Source organism: Pseudomonas sp. UFMG81, from assembly GCF_015354575.1.
In the GTDB taxonomy this organism is placed as follows: Bacteria; Pseudomonadota; Gammaproteobacteria; order Pseudomonadales; family Pseudomonadaceae; genus Aquipseudomonas.
In genome coordinates this window covers 20,492-38,332 of sequence record NZ_JACAFQ010000011.1, presented here as the reverse complement: position 1 = coordinate 38,332, position 17,841 = coordinate 20,492, and the positions used below count along the sequence as shown (strand labels likewise).

14 protein-coding genes are annotated in these 17,841 nt (G+C 63.7%); 6 read left to right on the top strand and 8 right to left on the bottom strand.

The features are described 5' to 3' along the window. Positions 1-3,377: dermonecrotic toxin domain-containing protein (locus IX761_RS10550; RefSeq protein WP_228533443.1), on the top strand; the 3,377-nt coding region annotated here is incomplete at its 5' end. 12 nt (positions 3,378-3,389) lie between these two features. Here IX761_RS10550 and IX761_RS10545 read toward each other — a convergent pair. From IX761_RS10545 to gpmI, 4 genes are all read right to left on the bottom strand, one after another. Further along, on the bottom strand, positions 3,390-4,154 hold the full coding sequence (locus tag IX761_RS10545) for a divergent polysaccharide deacetylase family protein (RefSeq protein WP_194789532.1): 765 nt from the start codon (positions 4,152-4,154) through the stop codon (positions 3,390-3,392). A gap of 9 nt (positions 4,155-4,163) precedes the next feature. Then, positions 4,164-5,495 carry a S41 family peptidase gene (locus tag IX761_RS10540; protein ID WP_194789531.1) on the bottom strand — a complete coding sequence of 444 codons (1,332 nt, stop codon included), beginning with the start codon at positions 5,493-5,495 and terminating at the stop codon, positions 4,164-4,166. An 88-nt stretch (positions 5,496-5,583) separates the two neighbouring features. After that, positions 5,584-6,888 carry a murein hydrolase activator EnvC family protein gene (locus tag IX761_RS10535; protein ID WP_194789530.1) on the bottom strand — a complete coding sequence of 435 codons (1,305 nt, stop codon included), beginning with the start codon at positions 6,886-6,888 and terminating at the stop codon, positions 5,584-5,586. Positions 6,889-7,114: 226 nt separating this feature from the next. Beyond that, the gene (gpmI, locus tag IX761_RS10530) at positions 7,115-8,650 is read right to left on the bottom strand and encodes a 2,3-bisphosphoglycerate-independent phosphoglycerate mutase (RefSeq protein ID WP_194789529.1); all 1,536 of its coding nucleotides are present in this window, start codon (positions 8,648-8,650) and stop codon (positions 7,115-7,117) included. A 195-nt stretch (positions 8,651-8,845) separates the two neighbouring features. Here gpmI and IX761_RS10525 point away from each other — a divergent pair, with 195 nt between their 5' ends. The 3 genes from IX761_RS10525 to secB are packed head-to-tail and all read left to right on the top strand — an operon-like array spanning position 8,846 to position 10,040. Further along, positions 8,846-9,259, top strand: a complete 414-nt coding sequence (locus tag IX761_RS10525) for a rhodanese-like domain-containing protein (protein ID WP_194789528.1) — start codon at positions 8,846-8,848, stop codon at positions 9,257-9,259. Position 9,260: 1 nt separating this feature from the next. Beyond that, positions 9,261-9,515, top strand: coding sequence for a glutaredoxin 3 (gene grxC / locus IX761_RS10520; RefSeq protein WP_003249204.1), 255 nt, complete (start codon positions 9,261-9,263; stop codon positions 9,513-9,515). Between the two features lie 39 nt (positions 9,516-9,554). After that, positions 9,555-10,040 carry a protein-export chaperone SecB gene (secB, locus tag IX761_RS10515; protein WP_194789527.1) on the top strand — a complete coding sequence of 162 codons (486 nt, stop codon included), beginning with the start codon at positions 9,555-9,557 and terminating at the stop codon, positions 10,038-10,040. 142 nt (positions 10,041-10,182) lie between these two features. Here secB and trmL read toward each other — a convergent pair whose 3' ends face one another. After that, complete coding sequence (trmL, locus tag IX761_RS10510) at positions 10,183-10,644, bottom strand: tRNA (uridine(34)/cytosine(34)/5-carboxymethylaminomethyluridine(34)-2'-O)-methyltransferase TrmL (protein WP_194789526.1); 462 nt, start codon at positions 10,642-10,644, stop codon at positions 10,183-10,185. On the opposite strand from trmL, the gene IX761_RS10505 reads away from it, so the two are divergent. Then, entirely contained in the window at positions 10,643-11,080 is a 438-nt protein-coding gene (locus tag IX761_RS10505; RefSeq protein ID WP_194789525.1) for a hypothetical protein, read from the top strand. The two genes, trmL and IX761_RS10505, sit on opposite strands and share 2 nt — an antisense overlap. A gap of 462 nt (positions 11,081-11,542) precedes the next feature. Here the strand turns inward: IX761_RS10505 and ntrC are convergent, their stop codons facing one another. The 3 genes from ntrC to glnA all read right to left on the bottom strand — a co-directional run bounded on the left by ntrC (position 11,543) and on the right by glnA (position 15,928). Beyond that, positions 11,543-12,979 carry a nitrogen regulation protein NR(I) gene (gene ntrC / locus IX761_RS10500; RefSeq protein WP_194789524.1) on the bottom strand — a complete coding sequence of 479 codons (1,437 nt, stop codon included), beginning with the start codon at positions 12,977-12,979 and terminating at the stop codon, positions 11,543-11,545. Continuing rightward, the gene (gene glnL, locus IX761_RS10495) at positions 12,976-14,061 is read right to left on the bottom strand and encodes a nitrogen regulation protein NR(II) (RefSeq protein WP_194789523.1); all 1,086 of its coding nucleotides are present in this window, start codon (positions 14,059-14,061) and stop codon (positions 12,976-12,978) included. The genes ntrC and glnL overlap by 4 nt, the downstream gene beginning before the upstream one ends. A gap of 460 nt (positions 14,062-14,521) precedes the next feature. Next, positions 14,522-15,928 carry a type I glutamate--ammonia ligase gene (gene glnA / locus IX761_RS10490; protein WP_194789522.1) on the bottom strand — a complete coding sequence of 469 codons (1,407 nt, stop codon included), beginning with the start codon at positions 15,926-15,928 and terminating at the stop codon, positions 14,522-14,524. 433 nt (positions 15,929-16,361) lie between these two features. Between glnA and thiI the strand changes: the two genes are divergently transcribed. Continuing rightward, positions 16,362-17,816, top strand: coding sequence for a tRNA uracil 4-sulfurtransferase ThiI (thiI, locus tag IX761_RS10485; protein ID WP_194789521.1), 1,455 nt, complete (start codon positions 16,362-16,364; stop codon positions 17,814-17,816). Positions 17,817-17,841: the final 25 nt, after the last annotated feature.

Below are 17,841 nucleotides of genomic sequence, written 5' to 3'. Positions count from 1 at the left end.
GTGGCACGGGGCCGGGGGGAGGTGAACCCCTGGTTTCGGCGGGTATCCAGACCTTGACCCAGTTCGCTATCGGTAACCTCAGTAGCCTCGGTGCGGCAAGGATCAGCCGGATCACTCATCGCGACGGTCAGTTGATCATGGACTGGATGACCCCGGCCTACCTCTACGATCTGGTGGAAAGGGTCGATATTGGTGGGCGCTATCCCGTATATGTTGCCGAGAAACTCGGCAACCCCATCGGTCTTGCGCAACGGCTGGAGTGTTTTGCCCGCGAATGGCGTTGCCGGCTGCGGCTGGATGCCTTGAAGGCATGGATCACCGGCCAGATCGGTGAAACTGCCTGGCGGATGGTCGCGGATTTCTGTGATGCCGATGATCAGCACCCTCCGCGCAGGGCTGGTATCGCCCAATTGGCACTGCGCCGCGAGGCGCAGGCCTCGGCGCTGGACTACGTGCACGGGATGTATGTCATCCGGCCGCGCGACGCCAGCCTGCCAGGCGTGTTGTACCGGCCGCTGTATGCCGACCGGCCGTTGCTCGAAACCAGCAGCCAGGCGCACCTGCTGAGCCTGCTGCAACAGCCAGGCGAGCTGCAGGACAGTGTGCTCGACTGGATGAGCCCCGATGCACGCGTGGTCTATGACCATGGCGGCTTCCTCGAACCGCACCTGAAGGTTGCGATCGACGACACCTCGATCCTGCCTGCCAGGCCCAAGCCGCCAAGGGTGGTGCTTGAGCGACTGCACGACATCGACCAGGGCATGTACGACATCAACAAGGCGCAGTTGATCGAGTTGGCCGATCGTCAGTCGGTTTCTACCGCAGAGAGTCGCTGGGCCTTGTTCACCCAGGGTGCATGGCTATTGTTCGATACGGCCTCGCTGCTGGTGCGTGGGCCGGTTGGCGTGCTGCTGTGGGTCATGCAGGGCGTCACCTCCCTGGCCAACGACCTCGAGGCCCTGCGCGGCGAAAGTGGTTTCGAGCGCTCGGCAGCGGTGGTCGACCTGCTGCTCAATTTCGCCATGGTGCTGATGCATGCCCGTTTGCCCGGTGCTGCCCAGCAGTTGGCCGAGCGGCCTCCTCGCCCCTTGCTGGACGCCGGTGCAACGCCGCGGACCCAGGGCATGCCGTTCGAGGCGGCTGCGCTCGACACATTGACTGCTGGCAACGTACCAGAGCGGATGCTCGACCATGCCTTTGTCGGGGGAGAAAACTTCAATGGCTTGTCGTCGATGCAGCGCGCGACGTTGAAGCGCCTGCGCTCCACAGTGTCCCTTGCCGGCATCAAGCCAGTGGCATCGGGCAGTGCGGCGGGTTTGTACGAAGTGAAGGGCGACTACTACCTGAGCCTGGGGGGGGATGTTTATCGCGTACGGCGTGGGGAGGGCGTCTTTGATCTGGTCGGCCCCGAGGGCGAACAGGGGCCCTTCATCAGGCGGGTGGGTGGCCGCTGGCAACTGGACGGCTTGCGCCTGGCCGCGGGGGCGCCCGTCGACCTGTCGGCACACGCCAAGGCGCGTATACAGAGCGCATTGCAGGATGATCTGGCATACGGTCTGGAGGCAAGGTCGACCAGAAAGGCCTATGCGCAGCATGTCAGCGTCGTAACAGCGCTTGACGCCATGGTTGTCGAGCTGATTCCCAAGGTCGAACAGCAGCCAGCCAATACGCAGCTTGACCAGGCGCTGAAAGACGCAGTGCGCAAACTGCGCGAGGCGCGCGTGCAGGCCTTGGCGTTGATTGAATCGATGATCGAGCCTGCCCGCGAGAATGACGACAGGCTCAATGCGTCGGTGCTGATGCGCTACGCCGATGAGGAGGGTGAGGCCCTGGCGGGGCGGCTCGAGCGGGCTCGTGGGGAAGCGCGGCTGAACCTACTGGGCTATGAACAGGCCGCCCTGCACTACGCCTGGTTTGGTGGCGACTATGAGGCCCTCCATCAACTTGAAGCAGACATCAAGGGGAAACTGGTCGCGGACGTGGCCGTTCCTTACCAGCGGTATCGGCAAGCGCTCGAAGGTTTGGTCGCTTTGCACGAAAGCGCCTTGAGTGCGAGCAAGAGCCTTGACCGCCTGATCCCGCTGACAGCAGGTGACACCAGCCTGATGTTCGAGGACAAGGATGCGGTGCTGGCCACCATCAAGGAGCAGCGTCACGTCACCACAGTGATCATCCAGTCAAGCCAACTGACGTACCTGGTTAGCTTGGCCATGCGTGCGGACAAGGCGATCAGCAATGTGCAGCTCAAGCTTGTCGAGCACATGCTGCATGGTCCCAAGCTGCGCAGGGCGGTGACCTCCCACGGGCACCTTGGCTTCGAGGGGCTGGCCGCCAAGGATCGCATCGAGGTGCTGGCCGGTGCGTTGGATGCCTACGAAAGTGCGATCGTCAACGCCGACCTGTTGATCAAGACGGGCGGCGAAGAGCTCGAGGTGCAATGGCTGCAGCACTACAGGCAGGCGTTGGTGTGGCTGCGGGACGAGGCCGAGCGGGCGTTGCGCGTGGCTGTCGCTGAGCAGCAGTTGGCAGCACCGGTTGTGCTCGGTGGCGCCTACGACACGCCAGCGAACCCACCGGCGGTGGTGCAGACCACCAGCGGGGAGACATTCCTCGGGGAGCGGCGCACGGTGGACGGTGTCGAGGTCATCCAGCAACTTGACCAGGCGGGTGCGGTGGTCGACACCTACCAAGCTCAGGCAGAGGGCTGGGCATTGCAGGATGACAACGTCGATTTGCCGGGGCCCGAGTTGCCCGCAACGGATGTGCGCAAAGCCAAGGCCCAGGGCGAGGCCCTGCTGGGGCATCAGCAGTGGGTGATCGAAGAGGCGCGGCGCCAGGCCGGGGCGCTTCACGGCAAAGGTGTGGTCGACTTGATCGAAGGGCACACGGGCCTTCTGGCGGAAGCCGCCAGCGAACTGGGTAATGACGTGGGCAGCATTGACCTGGTGTCGCGCCTCCAGGCTGCGCAGACCGAGCTGACCGAGTTGCGCGGCGCGTTGCTGGTGGAGGTCGCCAAAGCCACCGAGTTTCCTACTGTGGCGTTGTTAAGGGACCTGCATGCCCAGGGGCGGCTGCGGGTCACCTACGAAGGCAAGCGTCATGTGCTTGGGGACACTTCGGCGCTGGACAAGTATCCCATCTATCTGCGCAGCGGCCCGGCTGACCTGGTTGGCAAGCCCCTGTGGGAAGCCCACCTGCATTACCAGGACCAGGCTGCGCCCGCCGCAGATTTCGACAGCGGTCACTTGAAAGCCTGGAAGCAGCGCAAGCTTGGTTATCGCGATCAATTGCAGGCGATGAGGCAGGGCAATGCGCTGAACATTCACAGGGCCACCTTCAAGCTGCGCGATGTTCGCGACATTCTGCCATTGGCCTGATGGCTGGCAGGCTCAGCGGTTGCTGTAGCGCCCGCCCTTGCCATGGGCGGGCATCGCCTGGTTGCCGCGCTCGGCGATCATCTGGCGGATCGTGATCAGTTCGATGCCCTGGCTCTTGAGCCGGGGTAGCTGTTTTTCCAGCACATCGAGCGTTTGTGGGTAGGGGTGGCCGATCAGCACCGCCGAACCCTGCCTGCGCGCCAGCTCGATGCCTTGCTGCAACTGCGCAGCGATTGCTTCGACGGTACGCACGTCATCCAGGAACACATCCCGCGAAACATGAGCCAGGCCCACCTCCTGGGCCTTGGCTGCAGCCACGGTGGCGGCACTGGTGCGGCTGTCGACGAAGAACAGGTGGCGGTGCTGCAACTCGCCCATCAGCCAGGCCATGGGTTCGGGCTGCGAGGTCATGCGGCTGCCCATGTGGTTGTTGATGCCGGCAGCAAAGGGCACCTTGGCCAGGGCGGCGTCCAGGCGCTGGGCCAGCTCCGGCAGCGGTGTGCCGGGGTGCCAGGCGTAGGGGCCGGTGGCCGGGTCCATGGGCATGTGCAGGATCACCGTCTTGCCGGCCTTGTGCACCTGGCGGGCGAAGGTGGTGGCATGGGGGGTGTCGGGCATGATCGCCATCGTGACCGGGCCGGGCAGGGCGAGAGTACGCGTATCGCGCGCCTCGCTCTGGCCGAGGTCGTCGATGATGATGCTCAGGTAGGCCTTGGCCGGGGCCGCGTGCGCGGCGCCGGCCAGCAGGCAGAACAGAAGGGACAGCAGAAAACGCATGGGGTGTGCTTATTCGCCCTTGGTGATGTTCAGGCCCTTGAGCAGGCTGAGCGCCTGGCTGAGCTGGAAGTCGTTGTCCTGCGGGCGCTCCTTGCGCTTGGCGCTGCCGGTGGGGCGGTCGGCGCCGCCGTTGCCGTTGCCCAGGTGGCCTTGCAGGTCGGCTTCCTTGAAGTTGTCGGTGTCGGTTTCGGCGGTGAGCTTGGCCGGGCGCACTTCGATGTCGGGGACGATGCCCTGGGCCTGGATCGAGCGGCCGTTGGGGGTGAAGTACAGCGCGGTGGTGAGCTTGAGCGCGCGGTCGTTGGCCAGTGGCAGCACGGTCTGCACCGAACCCTTGCCGAAACTGTCGGTGCCCATCAGCACAGCGCGCTTCTGGTCTTGCAGGGCGCCGGCGACGATTTCCGAGGCCGAGGCGCTGCCGCCGTTGATCAGCACCACCAGCGGTACGCCCTCGCTGGCGTCGGCCGGGTCGGCGGAGAAGCGCAGTTCGGAGTTGGCGATGCGGCCTTTGGTGTAGACGATCAGGCCTTTGGTGAGGAAGTGGTCGGCCACTTCCACCGCGGCTTGCAGCACGCCGCCGGGGTTGTTGCGCAGGTCCAGTACCACGCCGCGCAGCTTCTTGCCGTTGTCCTTGCGCAGCTTGGCCAGGGCCTTGCCCACCTCGTCGCCGGTCTTGACCTGGAACTGGGTGATGCGGATGTAGCCGTAGTCGTTCTCCAGCAGCTGGCTTTTCACGCTCTTGACCTGGATCACCGCGCGGGTGAGGGTCACGTCGAACGGGTTGCCGCCGTCGCGCACCAGCGTGAGGGTGATTTTCTCGCCGACCTTGCCGCGCATCTTGTCGACTGCTTCGGTCATGGTCTGGCCACGGGTGGGCGCGCCGTTGATCTTGACGATCAGATCGCCGGCCTGCACACCAGCGCGGGAGGCCGGGGTGTCGTCGATGGGCGAGACCACCTTGATGAAGCCGTCTTCCTGGCCGACCTCGATACCCAGGCCGCCGAACTCGCCGCTGGTGCTCTCCTGCAACTCCTGGAAATCTTCAGGGCCGAGGTAGGCCGAGTGCGGGTCGAGGTTGCTGAGCATGCCCTTGATGGCGTTTTCCAGCAGGGTCTTGTCATCGACAGGCTCGACATACGCGGCCTTGATGCGGTCCATGACCTCGGCGAAGGTGCGCAGCTCTTCCAGCGGCAGCGGCGCCTTGGCGGTCACCTCGGTGGCGGGCACCGTGGCTGGCTTGGCGGCGGCTGGCTTGGCCGGCTCGGCGGCGAGGGCCAGGGGTGCGCCGATGACCAGGGCGATGGTCAGGGCCAGCTGGGTGAGGCGAGGCGAGTGCAGCATGTCGAACGAACTCCTGATCCTGTAGGCGCCCCTCTCGGGAGCATCGGCCCGGCGTTTTCAAGCGCCGCGCCGTAAAAGTAGTCGGTGCTTAGCCTCGGCACCATTGCGCAGGGTCGGTGGGCCGGCCCTGCTGGCGAATCGCGAAGTACAAACCGGCGCTGTCCTGGCCACCGCTGTCACCGACGGTGGAGATGGCCTCGCCGGCCTTGACGATGTCGCCGGCGCTCTTGAGCAGGCTCTGGTTATGGCCGTACAGGCTCAGGTAACCATTGCCGTGGTCGAGAATGACCAGAAGCCCGGCGCCGCGCAACCAGTCGGCGAACACCACGCGCCCGCCGTGCACGGCGCGTACCTGGGTGCCGGCACTGGCGCTGATCATTACGCCATCCCACTTGGCCCGGGCATCGCTGCCGCGCATGTCGCCGAAGCGTGCCAGCAGTCGACCATTGACTGGCCACGGAAGTTTTCCCCGGGCTGCGGAAAATGCACCGCCGTAGCTGGCGCCGTCGCTAGAAACCACCGGGCCCAGCGTGGTGCGGGCTTTTTTCGGGGCTTCTTCTGGCTCTGCTTGTTTGTCGCGGGCCGCGGCGGCCAGGGCTTGTTCCTTGCGGCGTTTTTCTTCTTCCTGCTTGGCGAGCAGGGCGCGCTGGCGGGCCTCTTCGGCTTCGCGGGCCTGGCGGGCGAGGGTTTCCTCGATGGTCTTGAGCACTTTGCCCAGGTCCGCCTGGTCCTGTTCGCGGCTTTGCAGCTTCTGGTCGCGCTCTTTCAGGTCGCTGTTGAGCTTGGCCAGCACCTGCTGGCGCTTGTCGCGCTCGCTGACCAGCGCCTGGCGGCGGCTGTCGAGGTCGGCGCGCTGGGTGAGCAGTTGCTCTTGCTGGCGGCCGATGTCCTGCTCGACGTTGGCCAGTTGGCGCAGGGTCTCGTTGAAGGCGCGCAGCTGCTCGGTGCGGGCCTTGCTGAGGTAGTCGTAGTAGCTGAGGGTGCGGGCGAACTTCTCGGGGTTCTGCTGGTTGAGCAGCAGCTTGAGGTATTCCTCGCGGCCGTTGTTCTGGTAGGCCGAACGGGCCTGGACGGCAATCAGGCGTTGTTGTTCAACGCGGGCGCTCTGGAGTTTTTTTTTCTCGTGATCAAGGCGCTCCAGCTCGCCCTCGGTCTTTTTTAGTTCTTGTTGCAGTGCCTCCACCTGTTTTTCGAGGTTGCCGATGTCGGTCTCGGTGGACTTGAGGTCTTTTTGTACGCCGGACTTCTCCTCCTGGAGCTTGCCCAGCATCTTTTTCAGCTCGGCGATGTCCTGGCGGGTGGCGTCCAGCTGTTGCTGGGTCTGTGCGCGCTCGTCGGCGAAGGCCGGGCTGAGCAGGCATGACAGGGCGAGTATGAACAGGGCGCGGAGCATGGGGTTGGGCGTACCAGGGATGGAGACTGGCCTAGTATGCCCGCGCATCGCCGCAAAAAAAACGCCCCGCGGCGTGTGCGGCGGGGCGTTTGTCTGGAATTCATGTGTTCTGGGCCTGCTGCGCAGGCCTTTCGCGGCACAAGGCCGCTCCTACAGGAGTTTGCGCATTACCTGTAGGAGCGGCCTCGTGCCGCGAAAGGGCCGCATAGCGGCCCCAATACACTGCTCAAGCGTCGAGCAGAATCGACGTGCCGGTCATCTCGGCAGGCTTTTCCAGCCCCAGCAGCTTGAGCATGGTCGGCGCCACATCGGCCAGCACACCACCGTCACGCACTTTCATGTTGCGCTTGCCGACATAGATGAACGGCACAGGCTCGCTGGTATGGGCGGTGTGCGCCTGGCCGGTGCAGGCGTCTTCCATCTGCTCGACGTTGCCGTGGTCTGCGGTGATCAGCGCTTCGCCATCGACCTTCGCCAGTGCTTCGACGATGCGGCCGACGCAGGCGTCCAGGGCCTCGACCGCCTTGACCGCGGCCTCGAACACGCCGGTATGGCCGACCATGTCGCCGTTGGCATAGTTGACCACGATCACGTCGAAGCGCTGCTGCTCGATGGCCTCGACGATACGGTCGGTCACCTCGGGGGCGTTCATTTCCGGTTGCAGGTCGTAGGTGGCGACTTTCGGCGACGGGATCAGGATGCGCTCTTCACCTTCGAACGGCTCTTCACGGCCACCGGAGAAGAAGAAGGTGACGTGGGCGTATTTCTCGGTTTCGGCGATGCGCAGTTGGGTCTTGCCGTTCTTCGCCAGGTATTCGCCGAGCACGTTGTTCAGGCTGGACGGCGCAAAGGCCGCTGGCGCCGGGATTTTCGCCGAGTACTGGGTCAGGCCGATGTAGGCGGCCAGTTTTGGCAGGCGGGCGCGTGGGAATTCGCTGAAGTCCGGCTCTACAAACACCCGCGACAGCTCGCGGGCGCGGTCGGCGCGGAAGTTCATGAAGATCACCGCGTCGCCGTCTTCGACCTTGACCGCTGCGCCGATGCGCGTGGCCTTGACGAACTCGTCGCTCTCGTCGCGGGCGTAGGCGGCTTCAAGGCCGGCCACGGCGCTGTCGGCGGTGTACGCGGCGGTGCTGTCGACGATCAGGTCGTAGGCGGCTTGCACGCGGTCCCAGCGGTTGTCGCGGTCCATCGCGTAGTAGCGGCCGATCAGGCTGGCGATGCGGCCCTTGCCGAGCTTGGCGAAGGTGGCGTCGAGCAGTTCGATGGACGACTGGGCGCTGCGTGGCGGGGTGTCACGGCCATCGAGGAAGGCGTGCAGGTAGATCTTCTCGGCACCGCGCTGGGCGGCCAGCTCGGCCATGGCCACCAGGTGATCCTGGTGGCTGTGCACGCCGCCGTCGGAGAGCAGGCCGAGGATGTGCACGGCCTTGCCGGCACCGGCGGCCTTGTCGACAGCCCCGGTAAGTACCGGGTTTTCGAAGAACTCACCGTCGCGGATGGCCTTGGTGACCCGGGTGAAGTCCTGGTACACCACGCGGCCGGCGCCGAGGTTCATGTGACCGACTTCCGAGTTGCCCATCTGCCCGTCGGGCAGCCCCACGTCCATGCCGGAACCGGAGATCAAGCCGTGCGGCTGAGTGGCGCGCAGGCGGTCGTAGACCGGTGTGTTGGCGGCGAAGATGGCGTTGTATTCGGGGCTTTCGCTGTGTCCGAAGCCATCCAGGATGATCAGGACCAAGGGTTTAGGCGTACTCGTCATCAATCAAACTCACGGTTGTTCAAAGATGATAAAGACACGCATTTTAGGGCAAATCCGCCACCGACGGCGAATATTCCTCCCAGTGCCCGACCAGCGCGGTCGGACATACGGCATGCCGGCCGTTTCCGGGCGCTTTGGTGGTCATAAGGGGGTGTGTATACTGGCCGCCATTTTCAATCGCCTGGAACACCCCCGATGGTTGCTCACCTGATTCAATTCGCGACAGATCACTTCATCCTGGTAGCGATCTTCGTCGTTCTGCTGGTCCTGCTGCTGATCAACGAAGTGCGTCGTGGTGGCCAGAGCCTGAGCAACGGCCAGCTGACCGCGCTGGTCAACGCCGACAAGGCCCTGGTGCTGGATATCCGCCCCGCCAAGGAATACTCGGCCGGGCATATCGTCGGCGCGGTCAACATCCCGCACGACAAGCTGGCCAACCGCATGACCGAGCTGGAAAAACACAAAGAGAAGACCCTGATCATCGTCGATGCGATGGGCCAGCAGTCTGGCACCCACTGCCGTGAACTGCTCAAGGCTGGCTTCACCGCTGCCAAGCTCAGCGGTGGCGTTTCCAGCTGGAAAGCCGATAACCTGCCCCTGGTGAAGTGATATGAAGCCCGTCATCGTCTATTCCAGCGACTACTGCCCCTACTGCATGCGCGCCAAGTACCTGCTCGAAAGCAAGGGCGTGGCGTTCGAGGAGATCAAGGTCGATGGCAAACCGCAGGTACGCGCCGAAATGAGCCAGAAGGCCGGCCGCACCTCGGTGCCGCAGATCTGGATCGGCAGCACGCACGTCGGTGGATGCGATGACCTCTATGCCCTGGAGCGCGCGGGCAAGCTCGACGCGCTGCTGGCGGCCTGATTCGCACTGCATTCAAGAACATTAGGACAAGGATCTGCAATGACTGAGCAACAGACCAACGGCGCCGCCGCCGAAGAAAACGCACCGCAATTCTCCCTGCAGCGCATCTACGTGCGCGATCTGTCGTTCGAGGCCCCCAAGAGCCCGCAGATCTTCCGCCAGCAGTGGGAACCGAGTGTTTCGCTGGACCTGAACACCCGCCAGAAGGCCCTGGAAGGCGACTTCCACGAAGTGGTGCTGACCCTGTCGGTGACCGTCAAGAACGGTGACGAAGTGGCGTTCATCGCCGAAGTGCAGCAGGCAGGCATCTTCCTGATCGCAGGCCTGGACGCCGCTTCGATGAGCCACACCCTCGGTGCGTTCTGCCCGAACATCCTGTTCCCGTACGCTCGCGAAACCCTGGACAGCCTGGTGACCCGTGGCTCGTTCCCGGCGCTGATGCTGTCGCCGGTCAACTTCGACGCCCTGTACGCGCAAGAGCTGCAGCGTATGCAGGAAGCCGGTGAAGTGCCGACTGTGCAGTAATCGCGGTAAACAAAAAGGGCGACTTCGGTCGCCCTTTTTGTTTGTCTGTTGCGGCCCTATCGCCGGCAAGCCGGCTCCCACAAGTACAGTACGGTCCCTGTGGGAGCCGGCTTGCCGGCGATAGGGCCAGGCCAGGCGATACTCAACTTCCGGCAAACCCCTGCTGCCGCCAGGCCTCATACACCGTCACCGCCACGGTATTGGACAGGTTCAGGCTACGGCACCCCGGCCGCATCGGCAGGCGCAGGCGTTGCGCCGGCGGCAGGCTGTCCAGCACCTCGGCTGGCAGGCCGCGGCTTTCGGGCCCGAACAGGAAGGCATCGCCGGGCTGGTACTCGACCTCGTGGAAGGGGTGCGAGCCCTTGGTGGTGAAGGCGAACAGGCGTGGCTGGCCCAGGCTCTCCAGGCATCCGGCCAGGCTATCGTGGCGCTTGAGCGTGGCATACTCGTGGTAGTCCAGCCCTGCACGGCGCAGGCGCTTGTCGTCCAGTTCGAAGCTGATGGGCTCGATCAGGTGCAGGTCGCAACCGCTGTTGGCGCACAGGCGGATGATGTTGCCGGTATTCGGCGGAATTTCTGGTTGAAAAAGGATGACGTGAAACATGCACGGCTCCAAGCGTGAAGATGACGGGCATTCTACCCCCGAACCGGACCCGCGTTCGAAGGCGTTCCCACGGGTGATCCTGTCACTGGCCATCGTCGGCCTGATGGTGGGCTTGATGATCGGCCGCCTGACCACCCCCGAGGAGCGGGTGCTGGAGCAGGTCGACGTGGTGCAGGACGGGTTGGACCTGTGGTTCAACGAAGAACCCCAGCTGCATGGCGAGAACGTCGAAGGCACCGTGGCGCTGGTGTTCCAGGCCGAGGGCAAGGCCCAGCGAGGGCAGTTGCTGTTGCAGGGCAAGCCGGTGGGCTGGCGGGTGCAGAAGAGCAAGGAAGGCTTGCTGCTGACGCTGATTGCCGCGCGCCCTCTGCAAGGGGAATGGTCAGGTGCAGAGGACGACGGGCGCTGGAAGGTGCAGGTGAGGCTGCACGAATAAAAGAGGGGATGTCCCGGCCTGCCTGTACCGAGGTCCCCAAAGCGGGTTGCTGCTGCGAATAAAAGGGGGATTTCCCGGCCTGCCTGTACCAGGGTCCCCGAAACGGTGTTGCGTCGTGCAAATAAAAGAGGGGATATCCCGGCCTGCCTGTACCGAGGCCCCCGAAACTGGAGATGCAGTGTCTATTGCAGGGGGCGTGCCAGTTTTGAAACGCTTGGGAATACTGGGTTTCAGGGCTATTTGGCCGGGTTTCGAGGGGATTTGTGCCTTCATCGGGTGCGTGGGGCACAGGATCGGTGCATCAGGGCTGAAATGGCTGGGGCCGCTTTGCGGCCCTTTCGCGGCACAAGGCCGCTCCTACAGGGGATAGCGTTTCTCCTGTAGGAGCGGCCTTGCCGGGGCGCCGGACCGGCCGGAATGGGCTGCGCAGCAGCCCCAGGATGTCACTGACTTACAGCACAATCAGTGGTCCTCACCCTCGTCTTCGTCACCGCCATCCACCTTCATCCCCAACTCCTTGATCTTGCGCGTCAGGGTATTGCGCCCCCAACCCAACAAGACTGCGGCATCGCGACGACGCCCGGCGGTGTGCTTGAGTGCGGTCTCGATCATGATCCGCTCAAAGCTGGGCACGGCGCTGTCGAGCAGGCTCGACTGGCCACGGGCCAGGGCCTGGTCGGCCCACTGGCGCAGGGCCTGCTCCCAGTTGGTCACCGGCGCAGCGTCCTGCGGCAGGTTCAGTAGCTCCGGTGGCAGGTCGCCGATCAGCACTTCGCGGCTGGAGGCCATCACGGTGATCCAGCGGCAGGTGTTCTCCAACTGACGCACGTTGCCGGGCCATGGCAGGTTGCGGATGAACTCCTCGGTTTCCGGCTTGAGCAGCTTGGGCTCGACCGCCAGCTCCTGGGCGGCGCGGCCGAGGAAGTGGCGGGCCAGGGTCGGGATGTCCTCGCGGCGGTCGGACAGGCGCGGGATATGGATGCGGATCACGTTGAGGCGGTGGAACAAGTCTTCGCGGAACTTGCCGGCCTGCACCAGGGTTTCCAGGTTCTGGTGGGTGGCGGCGATGATACGCACATCCACCTTCACCGGCACATGGCCGCCGACCCGATAGAACTCGCCGTCGGCCAGCACGCGCAGCAGGCGGGTCTGGGTGTCGGCGGGCATGTCGCCGATCTCGTCGAGGAACAGCGTGCCGCCGTCGGCCTGCTCGAAGCGGCCACGGCGCAGGTTGGCGGCGCCGGTGAACGCGCCTTTTTCATGGCCGAACAGCTCGGACTCCATCAGGTCCTTGGGGATCGCCGCCATGTTCAGCGCGATGAACGGCGCGGCCGCGCGTGGGCTGTGGCGGTGCAGGGCGTGGGCCACCAGTTCTTTACCCGTGCCCGACTCACCATTGATCAGCACGGTGATGTTGGAGTGGCTGAGCCGGCCGATGGCGCGGAACACCTCCTGCATCGCCGGCGCTTCACCGATGATCTCCGGGGTGCGGGCCAGGGCCTGAGGCACCTCCAGCGCCTGCTGTTCCTGGGCGTGCTGGTTGGCGCGCTTGACCAGCGACACCGCTTCGTCGACGTCGAACGGCTTGGGCAGGTACTCGAAGGCGCCGCCCTGGTACGAGGCCACGGCGCTGTCCAGGTCGGAATGGGCGGTCATGATGATGACCGGCAACCCCGGGTGCTGTTCGCGGATCTGTGCCAGCAGGTCGAGGCCGCTGGCGCCGGGCATGCGGATGTCGGAGATGATCACGTCCGGCTGCTGGCGGGCCAGGCGGCCCATCACGCCATCGGCGCTGTCGAAGCTCTGGGTGGTCATGCCCTCCTGCTGCAGGGCCTTTTCCAGGACCCAGCGGATGGAGCGATCATCATCGACGATCCAGACGGTTTCGCTTCGGCTCATGAGGCAGTGGCTCCTTGTTCCAGGGGCAGGTAGATCGAGAAGGCGGTGTGGCCGGGGTGGCTTTCGCACTCGATCAGGCCCTGGTGCTGGCTGATGATGTTCTGGGTGATTGCCAGGCCCAGCCCGGTACCGTCCGGGCGGCCGCTGACCATGGGATAGAAGAGGGTGTCCTGCAGCTCCGCAGGGATGCCGGGGCCGTTGTCGACGATCTCGACCCGGGCCACCAAGCGATGGCGAACGTGGGCGATGGTGAACTGCCGCACGGCGCGGCTGCGCAAGGTGATGCGGCCCAGACGCAGTTCGTTCTGCCCGCCGATGGCCTGCATGGCATTGCGCACGATATTGAGCACGGCCTGGATCATCTGCTCGCGGTCGATCAGCACGTCGGGCAGGCTCGGGTCGTAGTCGCGCACCAAGGTGATGCCGCCCTGGCTTTCCGCTTCGACCAGGCTGCACACGCGCTCCAGCACTTCGTGGATGTTGGTCATTGAAAGCGAGGGCAGCTTGTTCGAGCCGAGCATGCGGTCGACCAGGTTACGCAGGCGGTCGGCCTCTTCGATGATCACGTTGGTGTAGTCGCGCAGGCCGTCGTCCGGCAGCTCGCGGGCCAGCAACTGCGCCGCGCCACGGATACCGCCGAGCGGGTTCTTGATTTCGTGGGCCAGGCCGCGCACCAGCATCTTGGTGGTTTCCTGCTTGCTCAGCTGGGCCTCTTCCTTGGTGATGCGCAGCAGGCGGTCGCGCGGGTGCACTTCGAGCAGCAGCAGGGTGTTGCCCTGGTGCAGGATCGGTGTGACGGCGTAGTCGACGGTGATGCTCTGGCCGGTCAGCGAGGTCAGCTGGGCTTCGCGCTTGGTGAACGGATGCGCCTGCTCCACCGCCTGGCGCAATGAGTTGAGCGCCTCGGTCGACTCGGTGAACAGCTCGCTGATGAACTGCCCATGGCTGCGCTGGCCGCTGATGGCCAGGAGCATTTCCGCGGCTGGGTTCATGTACTCGAGGCGCAACTCGGCGTTGAGCAGGAGCGTGGCCGTGGTCAGGTTGTCCAGAAGCAGACGGTGCTGTGCATCGCTGATGGTCATGGGGCGTCGTCGACCTCTTTTGGCACATGGGGCGCCGGGCAGGCGCGCGGTTGATGCGCGTGATGCCGGGAAAATGCAAGAAACAAACCAAGGCTCCGAAAAGAAGCGCAATTTCCACAAAAACGCCTGTGGCTGCGCGAATTCGGGACAGAAATCGTTGGTTTATCGATTCAGTTGAACCAGATTGGGCTGCAGCACGGGGCGCCCCCTCAAGTTGTGCACCAATATAGAGCATAGCGTGAGCTGTCTGTAGGAGCGGCCTTGTGTCGCGAAAGGGCTGCGCAGCGGCCTCAGCGTTGTTGGGATTGATGCTTAAGTCCAGGGGGGCGCTGCACGCCCCTTTCGCGACACAAGGCCGCTCCTACAGACGATTGCGTGATGACTTTCAGGCGCAGAAACGAAAACGGCCTCCCGAAGGAGGCCGTCTTGATCACATCACCGGCGCGGTGCGCCGATCAGATCAGCAGCTGTAGTACAGCTCGTATTCCAGCGGGTGCACGAAGGTACGGACCTTGATCTCTTCTTCGCTCTTGAGTTCGATGAAGGCATCGATGAAGTCGTCGGAGAACACGCCGCCCTTGGTCAGGAACGCACGGCCTTTGTCCAGTTCTTCCAGGGCCTCTTTCAGGCTGCCGCATACCTGCGGGATGTCCTTGGCTTCTTCTGGCGGCAGGTCGTACAGGTTCTTGTCGGCAGCATCGCCTGGGTGGATCTTGTTCTGGATGCCGTCCAGGCCAGCCATCAGCAGGGCCGCGAAGGCCAGGTACGGGTTGGCCGATGGGTCCGGGAAGCGCGCTTCGATACGGCGGGCTTTCGGGCTGCCGACGTAAGGAATGCGGATCGAGGCAGAACGGTTACGGGCCGAGTAGGCCAGCATCACCGGGGCTTCGAAGCCTGGGACCAGGCGCTTGTAGGAGTTGGTCGACGGGTTGGTGAAGCCGTTCAGGGCCTTGCCGTGCTTGATGATGCCGCCGATGAAGTACAGGGCGGTGTCGGACAGGCCGGCATAGCCTTCACCGGAGAAGGTGTTCTTGCCGTCTTTCCAGATCGACATGTGCACGTGCATGCCCGAGCCGTTGTCGCCGTACAGCGGTTTCGGCATGAAGGTAGCGGTGCGGCCGTAGGCGTCGGCAACGTTGTGCACGACGTATTTCAGCGCCTGTACTTCGTCGGCCTTCTTCACCAGGGTGTTGAACTTGACGCCGATTTCGTTCTGGCCGGCAGTCGCCACTTCGTGGTGGTGAACTTCGACGATCTGGCCCATCTCTTCCAGTGCGTTGCACATGGCAGTACGGATTTCGTGGTCGTGGTCGAACGGCGGAACCGGGAAGTAGCCGCCTTTCACGCCTGGACGGTGGCCTTTGTTGCCGCCTTCCACGTCAGCGCCGGTCATCCACGAGCCTTGCTCGGAGAAGATCTTGAACATCGAGCCGGAGATGTCCGACTGGAACTTCACTTCGTCGAAGATGAAGAACTCAGGCTCCGGGCCTGCGAACACGGTGTCACCGATGCCGGTGCTCTTGAGGTACTCTTCGGCGCGCTTGGCGATCGCACGTGGGTCGCGATCGTAGCCCTGCATGCTCGACGGGTCGACGATGTCGCAGGTGATGATCAGGGTCGGCTCTTCGGTGAACGGGTCCAGTACGGCGGTGTCGTCGACCGGCATCAGGATCATGTCGGAGGCTTCGATGCCTTTCCAGCCAGCGATGGAGGAGCCGTCGAACATCTTGCCGACTTCGAAGAAGTCTTCGTCCAGGCCATCACGCGCCGGCATGGTCACGTGATGCTGAATGCCCTTGGTGTCCGTGAAACGCAGATCAATCCACTTGACGTCATGATCTTTGATGAGTTGAACCGACTTCGACATGTTGTCCTCCGGATGGTCTAGAGCGCGGTGGGCCGCTGCCCTGGAAAAAGGGTGACGCTGGGCGCGGATAGTCGGCCAAGCTTACCTGCCTCACAAGGGAGCAAATTGCATGCCAGTGCCCGAAAATGGCGAGGACGGGATAAAAGGGGGCGGTTGCGGGCATTTGGGGGTAGGGCGGGGAGAAAAACTGCACCCTTAAGATGCGCTTTTTGAGTTGTTCGCACCATTATGGTGCCTTGATGTGTTTGTGGGCCTCATCGCGGGGCAAGCCCGCTCCCGCGGAGGTCGGCGTGGGAGCGGGCTTGCCCCGCGATGCGGGCGGCCCGGCAACCTAAATGCAACCTCCTGTACAAAAGTTGCTCAAAACCTGAGCAATTTCCGCTATAATTCGCGCCCCTCATTTTCGGTAGGCCCTGGGCGCGCTGCTAAACCCATGAAACTCATCGTCAAAGTCTTCCCAGAAATCACCATCAAGAGCCGGCCGGTGCGCAAGCGCTTCATCCGCCAGCTCGGCAAGAACATCCGCAACGTGCTCAAGGATCTGGATCCTGAGCTCGCGGTCGACGGTGTCTGGGACAATCTCGAAGTGGTCACCCGCGTCGAGGACGAGAAGATCCAGCGCGAAATGATCGAGCGCCTGCGCTGCACCCCGGGGATCACCCACTTCCTGCAAGTGCAGGAATACCCGCTGGGCGACTTCGACGACATCGTCGAGAAGTGCAAGCAGCACTTCGGCCATCTGCTGGCCGGCAAGTACTTCGCCGTGCGCTGCAAGCGTGGCGGCCACCACGACTTCACTTCGATGGACGTCGACCGCTACGTCGGCAGCCAGCTACGCCAGCAATGCGGCGCGGCCGGCATCGAGCTGAAGAAGCCCGAAGTACTGGTGCGCATCGAGATCCGCGACCAGCGCCTGTACGTGATCCACAACCAGCACAACGGCATCGGTGGCTACCCACTGGGCGCCCTGGAGCAAACGTTGGTGCTGATGTCCGGTGGCTTCGACTCCACCGTGGCGGCCTACCAGATGATGCGTCGTGGCCTGATGACCCATTTCTGCTTCTTCAACCTCGGCGGCCGTGCCCACGAGCTGGGCGTGATGGAAGTGGCCCACTACCTGTGGAAGAAGTACGGCAGCAGCCAGCGCGTGCTGTTCATCAGCGTGCCGTTCGAGGAAGTGGTCGGCGAAATCCTCAACAAGGTCGACAACAGCTACATGGGCGTGACCCTCAAGCGCATGATGCTGCGCGGCGCAGCCCACATGGCCGACCGCCTGCAGATCGACGCGCTGGTCACCGGCGAGGCGATCTCCCAGGTTTCCAGCCAGACCCTGCCGAACCTGTCGATCATCGACTCGGCCACCGACAAGCTGGTGTTGCGCCCGCTGCTGGCCAGCCACAAGCAGGACATCATCGACCAGGCCACCGAAATCGGTACCGCCGACTTCGCCAAGCACATGCCTGAGTACTGCGGCGTGATCTCGGTGAACCCGACCACCCATGCCAAGCGCCACCGCATGGAGCACGAAGAGAAGCAGTTCGACATGGCCGTGCTGGAGCGCGCCCTGGAACGCGCCAAGTTCATCTCCATCGACCATGTGATCGACGAGCTGGGCAAGGACATCGAAGTCGAGGAAGTCAGCGAGGCGCTGCCTGGGCAGATCGTCATCGACATTCGTCACCCCGACGCTCAAGAGGACGAACCTCTGCTGATCGAAGGCGTCGAAGTCCAGGCCATGCCGTTCTACGCGATCAACAGCAAATTCAAGCAGCTCGACGGCAACCGCCAGTACCTGCTGTATTGCGACAAAGGTGTGATGAGCCGTCTGCACGCACACCACCTGCTCAGTGAGGGACATGCCAATGTGCGTGTTTATCGTCCGACATAAGACGCCAGGGCTGTATGGCGGCAGC